This window comes from Natrinema sp. CGMCC1.2065, assembly GCF_051225675.1.
Lineage (GTDB): Archaea > Halobacteriota > Halobacteria > Halobacteriales > Natrialbaceae > Natrinema > Natrinema thermotolerans.
Window position 1 is genome coordinate 65,714 of the sequence record NZ_JBPJSJ010000002.1, and the last position, 14,393, is coordinate 80,106.

Sequence of the window (14,393 nt, forward strand, 5' to 3'; positions counted from 1 at the left end):
CGTTTCCGGTATCGGTCGGTGCGAGACACGGTTCGGACTCGTTCGTGTGAGCGTGAGCGTTCGATCATCCGATAGTACAGTAGTTTACTCGGATAGGAATAAATATTTATCCTCACAGCCCCTATCGAGTTCACATGAAAGCCATCGCAGTTCAGCCCGGAGCGGGCGGCCCCGACGTCGTTTCCCGACCCGTTCCCGAACCGGCTCCTGGCGAGGCCCTCGTCCGAATCCATCGTGTGGGCGTCGATGGCACCGACTACGAGGTCATCGAGGGAACGCACGGCGGCGTCCCCGACGGTGACGATCGGCTCGTCCTCGGTCACGAGGCCGTCGGCGTCGTCGAGGACCCGAACGGCACCGGACTCGAGGCGGGCCAGTACGTCGTGCCGACGGTCCGCCGGCCCCCGCCGGGCGTCGAGACCAACGACTACTTCGAGCGCGGCGACCCGGACATGGCCCCCGAGGGGGAGTACGTCGAACGCGGCATCGTCGGGGCCCACGGGTTCATGGCCGAGTACGTCACGAGCCCGGCAGCGTATCTCGTCCCGATCCCCGACGAACTCGCGCCGTGGGGCTTTCTCGTCGAGCCGATCAGCATCACCGAGAAGGCGATCGAACACGCCCGCGCGTCCCGGTCGGCGTTCGACTGGCGGCCCGAGTCGGCGCTCGTGTTGGGGACCGGCGCGCTGGGGCTGTTGACCGCCGCAATGTTCACCGAGACGCTCGGCTACGAGCGGGTCTACTGTCTCGGGCGCAAGGATCGCCCGCACCCGACGATCGATATCGTCGAGCGACTCGGCGCGACCTACGTCGACTCCCGCGAGACGCCGGTCGACGAGGTCGCCGCCGCCTACGAGCCGATGGACGTCGTCTACGAGGCGACCGGCCACGCCACACACGCCTTCGAGTCGATCGACGCGCTGGCACCCAACGGCGTCGCCGCCCTGCTCGGCGTTCCCACCGACTGGACGTTCGAAATCGACGGCGGTCGCCTCCATCGCGACCTCGTCCTCTCGAACAAGGCCCTCGTCGGCAGCGTCAACTCCAACCGCCGCCACTTCGAGGCCGCCATCGAGACCCTCGCAGCGCTGCCCGACTGGCTCCTCGAGTCGATCGTGACCGGGATCTACGGGCTCGACGAGATCGAGCGAGCGTTCCCATCGGCGACGGCCCCCGCCGCGACGACCGACGGCGGTTCGGGTGTGGGCCCCGATGACGATACGACTATAAAAACGGCGGTCGAATTTATGCCCATATGAAAAACGTCGACGACCTGATCGAGAGCGCGGCCGAACTCGCGGCTCGTGGCCTCTCGAAGGGCGAGATCGCCGACGAGTTGAACGTCTCGCGGGAGACCGCGAGCTGGCTCGTCGAGCGCAGCGGGACGACGCCCCAGCCGGCCGACCAGCAGACGGCTCAGCCCGACAACGGGGCGAGCGGGCCACAGGACATCCACGTCGACTGGTCGGCGATCGGCCGGGACAGCAAACGCATGAGCGCCATCGCTTCTGCGATGGCCGACATGCTCGCCAAACACGGCGAGGACGTCGATCTCACGATCGGCATCGAGAAAGCCGGCGGCCCCATCGCGACGCTGGTCGCCCGGGAACTCGAGACCGATCTCGGGACCTACACCCCCGCGAAACACCAGTGGGAGGAAGGCGACATCGACGATCTCGGCGGGACCTTCTCCCGGAACTTCGCCGGGATCCGCGACCGCGAGTGTTACGTCGTCGACGACACCATCACCAGCGGGACCACCATGCGCGAGACCATCGAAGCGATCCGCGCCGAGGGCGGCACACCCCTCGCCTGTATCGTCCTCGCGGACAAACAGGGCCTCGAGGAACTCGCGGGCGTCCCCGTCTACTCGTTGTTGCAGGTCATCAGCGTCGGCAAGGACGACTAGGCGACCGCCGGCCGCTGCCGTACGACTCGTTCGATCTGCCCGATACGTACTCGAGCGACGGCTCGGTCCGGCGGGCCGATGCCCGCGCTCCGTGCGTCTCGTGACCCCGGGCTGACCGGTTACTGTCGAGCGAGTGACCCAAAAAAGCGACTCGGAGACGGCGAACCCCTACCCGTGAATGCCCATCGCTTCGATCTGTTCCTGATACCGGTTGCGGATCGTCACTTCGGTCACCTGCGCGACGTCGGCGACCTCGCGCTGGGTCTTTTTCTCGTTACAGAGCAGCGAGGCGGCGTAGATCGCGGCCGCGGCGTACCCCGTTGGCGACTTGCCCGAGAGCAGTCCTTCCTCGGCCGTCTTCTCGATAATCTCGTTGGCCTTGGTCTGGACTTCCTCGGAGAGTTCGAGTTCAGAACAGAAGCGCGGGACGTATTTTTTCGGGTCGACGGGACGCATCTCGAGGCCGAGTTCCTGCGAGATGTATCGATACGTGCGACCGATCTCTTTGCGTTCGACGCGGGAGACTTCCGAAATTTCCTCGAGGCTTCGCGGGATGCCCTCCTTTCGACAGGCGGCATACAGCGCCGAGGTCGCGACGCCCTCGATCGAGCGCCCGCGGATGAGGTCTTCCTTGAGAGCGCGCCGATAGATCACCGACGCGACCTCCCGAACCGACCGCGGGACACCGAGCGCCGAGGCCATCCGGTCGATCTCGCTGAGCGCGAACTGCAGATTCCGCTCGCCGGCGTCTTTGGTGCGGATGCGTTCCTGCCACTTGCGCAGGCGGTGCATCTGACTGCGTTTCTTCGAGGAGATAGAGCGGCCGTAGGCGTCCTTGTCCTTCCAGTCGATGGTCGTCGTCAGTCCCTTGTCGTGCATCGTCTGGGTCGTCGGCGCACCGACGCGGGACTTCTCCTGTCGTTCCTGGTGATTGAACGCCCGCCACTCCGGGCCAGGATCGATCTGTTCTTCCTCCACGACGAGCCCACAGTCTTCACAGATGAGCTCACCCCGGTCGGAGTCCTTAACGAGATTATCCGATTCACATTCGGGGCAGGCACGTACCCCCTCTTGTTCCTCGGTCTCGTCCGTCTCGCGCGTTCGCTCCCGCTGGCGGGTGGACCGTGTCATCGCACTTTTATAGTAGTATCACGACGGTATATAAACTTTTGGCCACTCGTTTCGGCCGACTACCCAAAACGCCCGAAAACAGGCAATACGGGTGTCGAGAGTCGAGGTTTACCATTCGGAATCGGAAACTCTTTATCCGGCTCTGCCCCACCTCGGGGACGAATGCCGGTCATCGAGTGCGACGTCGAGACGGCTCGCGAACGGCTCGAGGCAGCGGGGGTACCCGTCGAGTCGGGCAACACCGACCACGAACGCTGGCGGGCGAGCCGCGGCTCCGCGACCGCCGTCGCGTACGACGACAAGGTCGTGATTCAGGGGGCAGAGCCCCGCGAAATCGAGGCACTGCTCCGCGAGGGCGGGGGTCGTGCCCACGTCTACTTCGACGGCGGCTCGCGGGGCAACCCCGGTCCGGCCGCGATCGGCTGGGTGATCGTCACCGGCGACGGCATCGTCGCCGAGGACGGCGAGACCATCGGGACGGCCACCAACAATCAGGCCGAGTACGAGGCGCTGATCGCGGGACTGGAAGCCGCCCGGGACTACGGCTACGACGAGGTCCACGTCCGCGGCGACTCCGAACTCATCGTTAAACAGGTCCGCGGCGAGTACGACACCAACGACCCCGACCTCCGCGAGAAACGCGTCACCGTCCACGAACTGCTTCGGGCGTTCGACGAGTGGACCCTCGAGTACGTCCCCCGCGAGGTCAACGACCGCGCGGACGGGCTGGTCAACGAGGCGCTGGATCGGGCCTGACTCCACACGATACATCGTATCGGCCCGACCGGGCGATCTACGGTGGCGCGCGCTGTCGATCCGTCCGAACGCCAGTGAGGGCGGATCGATGACATCGTGCGAGGGATGAGTGAGCGAGCCTCGCGAGCGTTAGCGCGGAACCTTCGGTTCCGCGAACCATGCGAACGGGCGCTGCGCGCCCGTGAGCAGAAATCGGCTGGGGAGGGCGTGGCCGTTCCCTGTTGCCACGATAGCAGAACGCTTCCCCCGAATTCTCGCCGCGGCAATTCCGTCGGGATCCGGTTCCACCGATCGACTATCGATCAGAACGAACCGTCGAAACGGATCGGCAAGCGGAAACCCGCCCGCGTCCATACACACCCCTATGACCGATCCGAACGCGATCGATGCCGACGGTGCGGCCGACGAGCGGGACGGAGACGCCACCGACGACGAACCCGACGGGGACCTCCCGCGCGGCGTCGTCGACGAAGTCGAGCGACTGACCCGCCTCGAGCGCACCGCGGTCGACGACAACGAGATCGAGGCCTACGAGCGGCGGCGCGAGGAACTGCTCGAGAACCACGACTTCACGTCGCGGATTCGCGACGACGACGGCGACGACGTCCTCGTCTGTCACCCCGAAGAGTGGCACGACGACGAAGCCGGCGTCATCAGGACCGACCGCATCGAAGACATCGATCGCGCCGTCGAGATCCCGCTCGAGGGCACCGAAGACCCCGACGACTGGGCGGCCGTCGACGACCGAAACCGGGATCTCGTCGCCGCGGTCAGGGAGGCCCACGGCGACGTTCACGGGGACAACGCGGCACTGCTGGCGGACTTCGCGGGTAATCACTACGCGAAACCGATCGCGTCACTGACCGCCGACGAACTCGCGGAGTTTCGGGAGGAGTACCTCGTCAGGAACGCCTGGCCGTCGGAAAAACAACGGGAAGTGATCGCGGAGTCGATCGAACTCGTCTTCGAGGCCACCGGTGAATCGGCCCCGACCGTCGGCTCTCAGTAGCTCTCGTCGACGATCTCGCGGATCTCGTCGGCGCGGTCGTCGCCCGTGACGACCTTCGAGAGGGTCCACTGGATGCCGTCGAGAACGGCGTCGTAGCCGTCGTCGGTCAGCGAGTACTGGTTCGTTCGCTTGTCGAGTTCGCTCTTTTCGACCAGCCCCAGATCGACCAGTTCGTCGAGGTTGGGGTAGAGTCGACCGTGGTTGACCTCCGTCCCGTAGTAGTCCTCGAGTTCGCGTTTGATCGCCAGGCCGTACATCGGCTCCTTGGCGAGGATCACGAGGATGTTATTCTGGAAGGCTGTGAGTTCGCGCGCAACACTCTGCTCGTCGGTGATTGATTGTGCCTCTGACATGGCTATGTAAATGTCACCAGACTATTTAAGACTTGTCAACCATTCCGTCGTTTCAGCGGGTTGGATGGGCCGTACGGCCGCGATGCGGCCGGACGCCGGTGAAACGGGCCCGTTCGTCGTCTGTTCCATAGCTGGCAACCGTCAACTGACTAGTGACACTCGATTACGAAAGTACTTTTTGATCGACCGTCGATCCTCCGGTACATGGTCAACCTCTGGGAAGACCTCGAGACCGGACCGAACCCGCCGGAAGAGATCTACGCCGTCGTGGAGTGTCTCAAGGGCGAGCGAAACAAGTACGAGTACGATAAGGACGTCCCGGGCGTCGTACTGGACCGCGTCCTCCACAGCAACGTTCACTACCCGAGCGACTACGGCTTCATCCCGCAGTCGTACTACGACGACGAGGACCCCTTCGACGTCCTCGTCCTCGTCGAGGACCAGACGTTCCCCGGCTGTGTCATCGAGGCCCGCCCGGTCGCCCTGATGAAGATGGACGACGACGGCGAACAGGACGACAAGGTCATCGCCGTCCCTTCGGAGGACCCGCGCTACGATCACATCGAGGATCTCGACGATATTCCGCAGCAGCAACTCGACGAGATCGACGAGTTCTTCGCGACCTACAAGAACCTCGAGGAGGGCAAGGAAGTCGAGACGCAGGGCTGGGAGGACAAGCAGGCCGCCTACGACGCGATCGAACACGCCCAGGACCTCTACGACGAGAACTTCTAAACGGGACCCGCCGCGCTCGCGGCTCCGCCCGTTTTCTCTCGCTGCCGCGAACGGATACCCGAGAGTTATCCGTGGCCGACCGGCTGATTCGTTATGAGCATGGGTAATTTTATCCCCGTTCCCGCCGTAGTCGTTCCTGTATGGCAGCATCCGACTCCGCCCCGAGAACGTCATCGTCGGCCGACGACGCGGACGAGTCCGCCGCCGGTATGGCCCATCTTACGGTCGTCCCGGCCAACTTCGATCCCGACGACTCGAGCGCGACCGACGAGTAGGGACGACGGTCCATGACCCGTCGGTACGCTGCGTGTGCTACCGTCGTGTCCCCGCCCGACGGGCACCGCCGGTTCGTGCCTCGGCCGTTCGGAAAACAGTGTCTCGAAACGAACCTTCTTGTATGCGGTCGAACTACGTCCGTCCATGGGTCTGTTCGACCGATTACGGGGCGACGGTGACCCCCGGGTCGCGTTTATCGGGGTCGACGGCGTACCGTATAGTCTCCTCTCGGAGAACGAGGAACTGTTTCCCAACTTCGCTGCGATCGCCGCGGACGGAACCGCCGGCGAGATTTCGAGTATCGTCCCGCCGGAGTCAAGCGCCTGCTGGCCGTCGCTGACCACCGGGATGAACCCGGGCGAAACCGGCGTCTACGGCTTCCAGGATCGTGAAAACGGTACCTACGACACCTACGTTCCGATGGGACGTGACGTCCAGGCCGACCGCGTCTGGGACCGCGTCCAGGAGAACGGCCGTAAGGCCACCGTGATGAACGTCCCCGTTACCTTCCCGCCCCAGCGGGACGTCCAGCGGATGGTCTCGGGCTTTCTCTCGCCCGGCCTCGACAAGGCCGCCTACCCCGACGACGTCCGCGACTACCTCGAGACGCTCGATTACCGGATCGACGTCAACCCGAAACTCGGCCATCAGGACGACAAATCCGAGTTCATCGAGGACGCTCACGCGACCGTCGACGCCCAGTACGAGGCCTTCCAGCACTACATCGAGGAGGACGACTGGGACCTGTTCTTCGGCGTCTTCATGACGACCGACCGGGTCAACCACTTCCTGTTCAAAGACTACGAGCGCGACGGCGAGTACAAAGACGAGTTCATCGAATTCTACAAGAAAGTCGACGACTACATCGGCCGGCTCCGGGAGTCGCTGCCCGACGACGTCACGATGATCGTCGCCTCCGATCACGGCTTTACCAGTCTCGACTACGAGGTCCACTTCAACGAGTGGCTTCGGGAGGAGGGGTTGCTCTCCTTCGGGACGGACGACCCCGAGGAACTGGGCGACATCTCCGACGATACCAAGGCCTACTCGTTCATTCCGGGCCGGTTCTACATCAACCTCGAGGGCCGCGAGCCCCGCGGTGCCGTCCCCGAAGACGAGTACGATGCGGTCCGCGATCAACTCAAGGCCGACCTCGAGGCGCTCGAGGGCCCCGACGGGAACAAGGTAGTCGACCGCGTCGTCGAGAAAGAAGAGGCCTTCCGCGGCGACCACGACGACATCGCGCCGGACCTGGTCGCGATCCCGAACAACGGCTTCGACCTCAAATCCGGCTTCAAAGGCGAGGGTGAGGTCTTCGACACCGGCCCGCGCAACGGGATGCACAGTTTCGACGACACGTCGCTGTACATCGACTCGCCGGACGCGACGATCGAGGATGCCGACCTCTTCGATATCACGCCGACGATCCTCGACCTGCTGGACCTCGAGTACAGCCGCGGCGAGTTCGACGGCGCGAGCCTCGTCTGACCACGGCTCGTCGCATCGACGACCGACGAAAGAGCTATTTTCGTCGCGGAATGATCAGAACGTATGAAGGACACTCTCCTCGTCGGGGGCTGCTTCGCCTTGGCGCTGCTGTGTGCCGCCGTCGCGAGCGCGATCACCGAGAGCCCGGCCCTGCTCGGGATCACGCCGATCGGGATCGCGATTTACTTGATCGTCGGCGTCGGCCTACCGCAGTCGCTATTAGCCCGCCGGACCGGGTCCGCTCTCCAACTCGGGCTGGCCGCGCTGGCCGTCGCCGGCGGGGCGGGCGCAGTGATCGCCGGGATCGCGACGGGCTCACCGAACGCCGAACTGAGCGGTGGCGTCGTCGCAATCTTGCTTTTCGTCGTTCTGGGCAACGCCATCGGGGCAGTCGTTCGGCAGTTCCGCGACGGCTATCGGTCGTCGACCGGCGAGTGAGACCACCGCTTCTCCGCCCCGATTCGATCCCGTTTTCCCGGCGGCGACGAACCGCCGTCCATGGAAGAGGTCATTCACGCTCGCGGCCACGAGAACGTCACCGCCGAACACGCCAGCACGTTCGAGGTGACGACCGACGACTACCTCACCCCCGCGGGCGACTGCATCCTCGCGATCGAGGCCGACCGCGCGCCGGCCGACTTCGACCCCGAGTTCGTCGCGGCCTGTCGGGACGCCGACGCGACGATCACCGTCACGCTCGAGGCCGACGGCCACACGGCGTCCGTGACCGGCCGGGGCGATCCCGACCTCGAGTTCACGAACGAGCGCAGCGCGGTCGGGCGCACGAGCGACTACGTCGACGACCGAACGATCCTCACCGACGCCGCGTTCGCGGCCGAGGGGTTCGACCGCGACCTCGTGGCGGCGCTTGCCGACGGTGCCGAGGCGACGGTGACGATCACCGTCGAGTAGCCGGCGGTCCGGGTCCGGTCGCCCTCTCGGCGACCGTCCGTCGCGGTTTTGGGGTCGAAGTCCCAACGGGACGGTATGAGCGACGATTCGGAGCCGGCGGTCAACATCAGCGGCGGGACGGCCGGCGGCGGACGGGCCGCCGAGTTCGATCCGGCGACGGCCGATACCCGCGCCGAAGAAGTCGTCGACCGACTGGGCGAACTGTTCTGGCAGAAAGAATACGGCGGGCGGGACGCCTTCACCTGTCTCGTCCGGACGATCCTGAGTCAGAACACGAGCGACACGGCCAGCCAGCCGGCCCACGACGCGTTGATCGAGCGGTACGGCTCCGACGACACCGACCTCGCCGAGTCGCTCGCGGCCGCCGAGCAGTCGACGCTCGCGGAGACCATCAGCGGCGCGGGCCTGTACAACCAGAAGTCCGAGACGATCATCGACACCGCCGAGTGGGTCCTCGAGGAGTTCGGCTCCGCTGCGGCGTTCGACGCGTTCGTCAAGGACGAGCCGCCGGCCGAGGTCCGCGAGACGCTGCTCGGCGTCCGTGGCGTGGGGCCGAAGACCGCCGACTGCGTCCTGCTTTTCGCCGGCGGTCGAGGCGGCGTTTTCCCCGTCGATACCCACGTCCACCGGATCTATCGACGCATGGGGATCGCGCCGTCGGACGCCGACCACGAGGCCGTCCGCGAGGTTCTCGAGCGCGACGTTCCCGCAGCCAAGTGTGGCTTCGGACATACGGCGACGATCCAGTTCGGTCGCGAGTACTGCCGGGCGCGCACGCCGGCCTGCCTCGAGGACCCCGACGCCTGTCCCATGGCGGACCGCTGCGATCAGGTCGGCGTCTATCCGGAACCGGGCGAGGTCGTCGACCCGGCCGAGGCACCCGAGGCGGAGTGACGGATCCGGCCACGGTACGGTCCCGACCCGTCTCGCTCGAGTCGATGACGTAACGGGCAGTCAGCGCCTTTATACAATCGAACTTTCATTCGTGAAACAATGGTTGCATTCAGCGACGCGGAACGGGACGCAGTGTACAAGGCGATCTTCACACGGCGGGATATCCGGCGGTTCCGCGACGACCCGATTCCCGATGGCGTCCTCGAGCGACTCCTCGAGGCCGCCCATCACGCCCCGAGCGTCGGTTTTTCCCAGCCGTGGGACCTCGTCGTCGTCCGTGAGACGGAGACGAAAGCCGAAATCGCCGAGATCGCCGACCGCGCTATCGCGGCCGCCCGCGAGGGGTACGAGGAACCGCGGCGAAGCGAGTTCGCCGACCTGAAACTCGAGGGGATCCGCGAGTCGCCGGTCAACGTCTGCGTGACCTGTGATCCGACGCGGGGCGCGCCCCACGTGTTGGGGCGAAGTTCGATGCGGCGGACCGACGTATACTCGACCTGTCTCGCCGTGCAGAACCTCTGGCTGGCCGCCCGTGCGGAGGGGATCGGCGTCGGCTGGGTGAGCGTCCTCTACCCTCACGAGGTCCGGGAGGTTCTCGACATTCCGGCCCACGTCAAGCCGATCGCGTATCTCTGTCTGGGCTATCCCGAGGACGGGTTCCCCGACGAACCCGTGCTTCAACAGGAAGGCTGGCGCGAGCGACTCGACGTGGAGACGCTCGTCCACGAGGGCCAGTGGGATCCGGATCGGGCGACCAACGCTGCTCGCGAGCGTGGCACTGACAGCGATCGCGGCCACGAGCCGCGTTCTCGCTCCGAATCACAGCCACGGTAGCACCGTCCGGCAGTGGATGGCGGCCGGGAGTGCCCGCCGAGACATCGACGGTGGACGCCAGTCGAGACCGGCTCCCCGCGAGCGACCGGTACAACTCCACGACTGCCACAACGTTAATGCAACTCGACGGTTGATACTCGGTGTCAAACGAAAAACGCCGTGTTTTACGTTTCCGCTCTCGGCCGGTACATCGCGAGGATGCCCGAGTCCGAACGGCCAGCGCTGTCAACCGGCCGACGGAAACGCGCGACAGCTGTCGCCCCCTCGAGGAGACGATACTGACCAATACAGGCCCTCTACCGAAACATGACGTACGAATACACGCCGATAGCGCTCCCGTATATCATCGCGGCGGTCGTCTGTACCGTCCTGTTGAGTACGATCTGGCAACGCCGCGACCGGCGGGGAGCCAAAGGGTTCCTGCTGGACATCACTGGCGTGATCATCCTCTCCGTGACGGTGTCGTTGCAGTTGTTCGCGACGGCGGAGTCGACGAAACTCTTCTGGTGGAACTGGCGGTTCGTCGCGGGGTCGTTCATGGGGATCGGCTATCTGCTCATGGCGATCGAGTACACCAACAACGAGGAGTACATAACGTATCGAAACGGGGTGTTACTCGCCGTCGTTCCGGTCCTGATCCAGTTTGCGGCGTGGACGAACGACCGTCACGAGTGGGTGTACACCGCATCGGTCGATCCGGCGACCGGACTCCTCGTGCCCACGTTCGAACCGCTGTACTGGATCTACGCCGTGACGATGTTGGCGTATCTCGGGCTCGCAGTCTACCTGCTGATCCGGCTGCTCCGCTCGCTTCCGGGGTTCGAAAAGCAAGCGGGCGTCCTCATTGTGACGATCCTGTTCGTTACGGTCGGGCTGCTCGTCTGGTGGCTCGGGTACGTCCCCGTCGATACGCTCGCTCTGACGAGTACGGTGAAAGTCGTCGGCTTCTACGTCGCAGTGGATCGCTTGCAACTCCTCGATATCGTTCCCGTCGCGCGGACGAAAGTGATCGACAACATGCAGGACGCCGTCCTCGTCGTCAACGCGGCGAATCGGATCGTCGATGCGAACCCCTCGGCCAAACGACTCGCCGACACCGATATCTCGATCGGTGACTCGCTCGCGGCGGCGTTTCCCTCGGCCCCGTTTGCCGAGTGTACCGACACCGCCGACGCCCGAACGGAATGGGCGTTCGAAACCGACGGTGAGACGCGACACTTCGCCATCCAACTGTCGCCGCTCACGGACTCCCGAGGGAACCAGACCGGCCAGTTGATCGTCCTCCGAGACATCACACAACTGAAAAACCGGGAACGGGAACTGACCGTCCTCAATCGGATCGTTCGCCACGACATTCGAAACGAGATGAACGTTATCATCGGTCGTGGCGACCTCCTCGCCGATTACGTCGGCCCCGACGGCGAGGAACACCTCGAGTTGATGCTCGAGAGCAGCGATCATGTCGTCGACCTCACGCAGGTCATCGGCGATCTCGTTGAAACGCTAACGACCGACGGCGATCTGGACCTCGAACCCGTTCACCTGCTGCCTGTCGTCTCGAATCAACTCGAGAAAGCGCGAACCAGCTACCCCGACGCGTCGTTCCGTCTCGATGACGAACCGCCGGCCGACGTGACGGTACGGGCCAACGAGATGTTGTCGTCCGTGTTCACGAACCTCCTCAACAACGCTGTGCTACACAACGACGCGGACGACCCACGCGTGGTGCTTTCGATCGCGGACCGGGACGAAACCGTCGCGATCCGCGTCGCGGACAACGGCCCCGGTGTTCCCGAGGAGCAACGCGACGAAATCTTCGGGCGCGGTCAGAAAGGCCTCGAGAGCGAGGGCACCGGAATCGGGCTCTATCTGGTCGATACCCTCGTCGAAGGCTACGGCGGCGACGTGTGGGTCGAAACTGCCGAGGAGGGTGGCGCGGCGTTCGTCGTGGAACTCCCGAAAGTCGAGGCGCGTCAGGAGCGTCCAGCGGCGCTTCAGGAGTGACCTGCGGCGTTCGCGTCACGGACTCGAGCGGGTACTGCCCCGGGAAAGGCAGCACAATCACGGAGCGAACACGCGCGGCCTCGAAAATCGCGACGTGATTTTCTGTTTTCGAAGCCGATCAGAGGAAGCGGAAGGTCTCCAAGTTCTTCGGCGCGAAGGTCCGCATATCGTACTCGTGGTAGAGTGCGGACGAGAGGTCCTGCGTGGAGCGTTCGTCGCCGTGGACACACAGCACCTTCTCGGGACGGGGGTTCATCGTCTTGACGAAGTTCTCGAGGCCGGCGCGGTCGGCGTGGCCGGAGAAGCCGTCGACGGTTTCGACGTTCATGTTCAGCGAGAGGGTGCCGCGGCCGCCGCCGTTGCCCATGGCACCGACCTCGCTGGTGGGGATCTCGTCCCAGCCGTTCTGGATGCGACGACCAAGCGTCCCCTGAGCCTGGTAGCCGACGAAGACGAGCGAGGAATCCGGATCGGGGCCGATGTGGGAGAGCCAGGACATGATCGGGCCGCCGGTGACCATCCCCGAGGTCGAGAGGATGATACAGGACTCGCCGTCGGCGACGTCCTGCCGTTCTTCCTCGCCGCCGTCGATGTGGTTGAACTCGTCGGCGAGGAACGGGTTCTCGTCCTCGTGGAAGATCCGGTCGCGCAGGTCGTCCCGGAGGTACTCGGGGTAGGTCGTGTGGATCGCAGTCGCCTCCCAGATCATCCCGTCGAGATGGACCGGCATCGACGGAATATCGCCGTTGCGCATCGCCTCCTCTAAGACGAGCATGATCTCCTGTGATCGCCCCACGGCGAAGGCGGGGATGACGACCTTGCCGTCCCGCTCGTAGGTCTCGTTGATGACTTCCTTGAGGTTGCGCTCGGAGTCTTCCTGATCGGTCTGGTAGTCGTTGCGGCCGCCGTAGGTCGACTCGAGGACGAGCGTCTCGACGCGCGGGAAGTCGTTGACCGCGCCGTTGAACAGGCGGGTGTCGTCGTAGTGGATGTCGCCGGAGAAGGCGACGTTGTAGAGGCCGTCACCGATGTGGAAGTGCGAGACGGCCGAGCCGAGAATGTGACCCGCATTGTGGAACGTGAGCTTGACGTCGGGCGCGATGTCGGTGACGTCGCCGTACTCGAGCGGGATGCAGTGTTTGATCGCCTCGCGGACCTGCTCGCTCTCGTAGGGCGGGCTGCGGCCCTCCTTGGCCGCGACGTCGAGGTAGTCGAGCGTCAGCAGCCCCATCATGTCCCGGGTGGGCTCGGTACAGTAGATCGGGCCGTCGTAGCCGTACTTGAACAGGAGCGGGATCAGTGCGGAGTGGTCGAGGTGGGCGTGGGTCAGCACGACCGCGTCGATGGTCTGTGGGCCCGCGCCGAGCGCCTCGGGCGCGTGGAGGTACGGCACTTCGCCTTCCGCGCCGGGCTTGTCCCCGCAGTCGATGAGGATCCGCGTCTCGGGCGTCGAGAGGATGAAGGAGGCGCGACCGACCTCGCGACAGCAGCCCAGCGTGGTGATGCGGACGTACTCGTCGTCGGACATCTCCTCGCGGTGGATCTGTCGGCCGACCTTCTCCAGAATGTCCCGGCGCTCGTCGCGTTCCTGCTTGAGGAAGCTCCGAACGTTCGAGACGGTCGAGGACTCGATCGGCGGCGTGCGGACGACTTCGGGCGTCCAGCCGACGTTTTTCGTGATTTCCCGGAGCGTCGACCCGTGACGGCCGATGACCATGCCGGGCTTTTCGGCCTCGATGACGACCTCGCCGGTGTCGGCGTGGAAGTCGAGATCCGTGACTCCGGCGTCGTCGGGGATCACGTTCATGATCTCCTCGCGGGCCTGTTCTGGCCGCGAGAGGACGCTCGGATCGGGACGAACGGTGATCCGTTTGCGAAGCTTGCTCGCCAGTTGCCGAATGAGGTCGCCCTGCTGGGCGAACTTCTTCGGGTCGCGAGTGTAGACCACCAGTTCTGGGCCTTCGTATTTCACTGAGGAGACCGAGATATCGCTCGGTAACTCGCTCGTGATCTGTGCTTTGAGATCGTCGAGTTGCTGCTCTACAGTACTCATAGGTCGCCGAATGTGGATTGCGTGAACTCGCCGTCCAGA

General features: G+C 64.7%; 15 protein-coding genes. 12 read left to right on the forward strand and 3 right to left on the reverse strand.

The features are described 5' to 3' along the window. Positions 1 to 134 precede the first annotated feature (134 nt). Positions 135 to 1,259 (forward strand): glucose 1-dehydrogenase, encoded by a 1,125-nt coding sequence (locus ACSBP4_RS03585; protein WP_435551379.1) that lies wholly within the window; start codon positions 135 to 137, stop codon positions 1,257 to 1,259. Continuing rightward, positions 1,256 to 1,909 carry a transcriptional regulator GfcR gene (gene gfcR, locus ACSBP4_RS03590; protein ID WP_049966646.1) on the forward strand — a complete coding sequence of 218 codons (654 nt, stop codon included), beginning with the start codon at positions 1,256 to 1,258 and terminating at the stop codon, positions 1,907 to 1,909. The genes ACSBP4_RS03585 and gfcR overlap by 4 nt, the downstream gene beginning before the upstream one ends. A gap of 168 nt (positions 1,910 to 2,077) precedes the next feature. Here the strand turns inward: gfcR and ACSBP4_RS03595 are convergent, their stop codons facing one another. Then, positions 2,078 to 3,040 carry a transcription initiation factor IIB gene (locus ACSBP4_RS03595; RefSeq protein ID WP_006182115.1) on the reverse strand — a complete coding sequence of 321 codons (963 nt, stop codon included), beginning with the start codon at positions 3,038 to 3,040 and terminating at the stop codon, positions 2,078 to 2,080. A gap of 162 nt (positions 3,041 to 3,202) precedes the next feature. Between ACSBP4_RS03595 and rnhA the strand changes: the two genes are divergently transcribed. Both rnhA and ACSBP4_RS03605 read left to right on the forward strand, forming a co-directional pair. After that, positions 3,203 to 3,796, forward strand: coding sequence for a ribonuclease HI (gene rnhA / locus ACSBP4_RS03600; protein ID WP_435551380.1), 594 nt, complete (start codon positions 3,203 to 3,205; stop codon positions 3,794 to 3,796). A gap of 364 nt (positions 3,797 to 4,160) precedes the next feature. After that, positions 4,161 to 4,805: a DUF7108 family protein gene (locus ACSBP4_RS03605; protein ID WP_435551381.1), complete on the forward strand. Its 645-nt coding sequence runs from the start codon at positions 4,161 to 4,163 to the stop codon at positions 4,803 to 4,805. Here ACSBP4_RS03605 and ACSBP4_RS03610 read toward each other — a convergent pair. After that, positions 4,799 to 5,158, reverse strand: coding sequence for a PadR family transcriptional regulator (locus ACSBP4_RS03610; RefSeq protein ID WP_006650670.1), 360 nt, complete (start codon positions 5,156 to 5,158; stop codon positions 4,799 to 4,801). The two genes, ACSBP4_RS03605 and ACSBP4_RS03610, sit on opposite strands and share 7 nt — an antisense overlap. A gap of 204 nt (positions 5,159 to 5,362) precedes the next feature. On the opposite strand from ACSBP4_RS03610, the gene ACSBP4_RS03615 reads away from it, so the two are divergent. From ACSBP4_RS03615 to ACSBP4_RS03650, 8 genes are all read left to right on the forward strand, one after another. After that, a complete protein-coding gene (locus ACSBP4_RS03615) occupies positions 5,363 to 5,893 on the forward strand; it encodes an inorganic diphosphatase (RefSeq protein WP_006182111.1) in 531 nt (176 codons plus the stop codon). Positions 5,894 to 6,033: 140 nt separating this feature from the next. After that, positions 6,034 to 6,168 (forward strand): hypothetical protein, encoded by a 135-nt coding sequence (locus tag ACSBP4_RS03620; protein ID WP_006650668.1) that lies wholly within the window; start codon positions 6,034 to 6,036, stop codon positions 6,166 to 6,168. A 145-nt stretch (positions 6,169 to 6,313) separates the two neighbouring features. Then, complete coding sequence (locus tag ACSBP4_RS03625) at positions 6,314 to 7,657, forward strand: alkaline phosphatase family protein (protein WP_435551382.1); 1,344 nt, start codon at positions 6,314 to 6,316, stop codon at positions 7,655 to 7,657. A gap of 63 nt (positions 7,658 to 7,720) precedes the next feature. After that, positions 7,721 to 8,095: a hypothetical protein gene (locus ACSBP4_RS03630; RefSeq protein WP_435551383.1), complete on the forward strand. Its 375-nt coding sequence runs from the start codon at positions 7,721 to 7,723 to the stop codon at positions 8,093 to 8,095. 60 nt (positions 8,096 to 8,155) lie between these two features. Continuing rightward, positions 8,156 to 8,569, forward strand: a complete 414-nt coding sequence (locus ACSBP4_RS03635) for a DUF371 domain-containing protein (protein ID WP_435551384.1) — start codon at positions 8,156 to 8,158, stop codon at positions 8,567 to 8,569. Between the two features lie 75 nt (positions 8,570 to 8,644). Continuing rightward, complete coding sequence (locus ACSBP4_RS03640) at positions 8,645 to 9,463, forward strand: endonuclease III domain-containing protein (RefSeq protein ID WP_435551385.1); 819 nt, start codon at positions 8,645 to 8,647, stop codon at positions 9,461 to 9,463. Between the two features lie 99 nt (positions 9,464 to 9,562). Beyond that, complete coding sequence (gene bluB / locus ACSBP4_RS03645; protein WP_006650663.1) at positions 9,563 to 10,297, forward strand: 5,6-dimethylbenzimidazole synthase; 735 nt, start codon at positions 9,563 to 9,565, stop codon at positions 10,295 to 10,297. A 306-nt stretch (positions 10,298 to 10,603) separates the two neighbouring features. Next, on the forward strand, positions 10,604 to 12,301 hold the full coding sequence (locus ACSBP4_RS03650) for a histidine kinase N-terminal 7TM domain-containing protein (protein WP_435551386.1): 1,698 nt from the start codon (positions 10,604 to 10,606) through the stop codon (positions 12,299 to 12,301). Positions 12,302 to 12,419: 118 nt separating this feature from the next. Here the strand turns inward: ACSBP4_RS03650 and ACSBP4_RS03655 are convergent, their stop codons facing one another. Further along, the gene (locus ACSBP4_RS03655) at positions 12,420 to 14,354 is read right to left on the reverse strand and encodes a beta-CASP ribonuclease aCPSF1 (RefSeq protein ID WP_049966639.1); all 1,935 of its coding nucleotides are present in this window, start codon (positions 14,352 to 14,354) and stop codon (positions 12,420 to 12,422) included. Positions 14,355 to 14,393 lie beyond the last annotated feature (39 nt).

Excerpts from the sequence above, each read along its gene's own strand:
- gfcR (WP_049966646.1), top strand. The coding sequence starts at position 1,256 with ATGAAAAACGTCGACGACCTGATCGAGAGCGCGGCCGAACTCGCGGCT.
- ACSBP4_RS03625 (WP_435551382.1), top strand. The coding sequence starts at position 6,314 with ATGGGTCTGTTCGACCGATTACGGGGCGACGGTGACCCCCGGGTCGCG.
- ACSBP4_RS03605 (WP_435551381.1), top strand. The coding sequence starts at position 4,161 with ATGACCGATCCGAACGCGATCGATGCCGACGGTGCGGCCGACGAGCGG.
- ACSBP4_RS03595 (WP_006182115.1), bottom strand. The coding sequence starts at position 3,040 with ATGACACGGTCCACCCGCCAGCGGGAGCGAACGCGCGAGACGGACGAG.
- ACSBP4_RS03620 (WP_006650668.1), top strand. The coding sequence starts at position 6,034 with ATGGCAGCATCCGACTCCGCCCCGAGAACGTCATCGTCGGCCGACGAC.
- ACSBP4_RS03610 (WP_006650670.1), bottom strand. The coding sequence starts at position 5,158 with ATGTCAGAGGCACAATCAATCACCGACGAGCAGAGTGTTGCGCGCGAA.
- ACSBP4_RS03650 (WP_435551386.1), top strand. The coding sequence starts at position 10,604 with ATGACGTACGAATACACGCCGATAGCGCTCCCGTATATCATCGCGGCG.
- ACSBP4_RS03615 (WP_006182111.1), top strand. The coding sequence starts at position 5,363 with ATGGTCAACCTCTGGGAAGACCTCGAGACCGGACCGAACCCGCCGGAA.
- ACSBP4_RS03630 (WP_435551383.1), top strand. The coding sequence starts at position 7,721 with ATGAAGGACACTCTCCTCGTCGGGGGCTGCTTCGCCTTGGCGCTGCTG.
- ACSBP4_RS03585 (WP_435551379.1), top strand. The coding sequence starts at position 135 with ATGAAAGCCATCGCAGTTCAGCCCGGAGCGGGCGGCCCCGACGTCGTT.
- ACSBP4_RS03640 (WP_435551385.1), top strand. The coding sequence starts at position 8,645 with ATGAGCGACGATTCGGAGCCGGCGGTCAACATCAGCGGCGGGACGGCC.
- ACSBP4_RS03635 (WP_435551384.1), top strand. The coding sequence starts at position 8,156 with ATGGAAGAGGTCATTCACGCTCGCGGCCACGAGAACGTCACCGCCGAA.
- ACSBP4_RS03655 (WP_049966639.1), bottom strand. The coding sequence starts at position 14,354 with ATGAGTACTGTAGAGCAGCAACTCGACGATCTCAAAGCACAGATCACG.
- bluB (WP_006650663.1), top strand. The coding sequence starts at position 9,563 with ATGGTTGCATTCAGCGACGCGGAACGGGACGCAGTGTACAAGGCGATC.
- rnhA (WP_435551380.1), top strand. The coding sequence starts at position 3,203 with ATGCCGGTCATCGAGTGCGACGTCGAGACGGCTCGCGAACGGCTCGAG.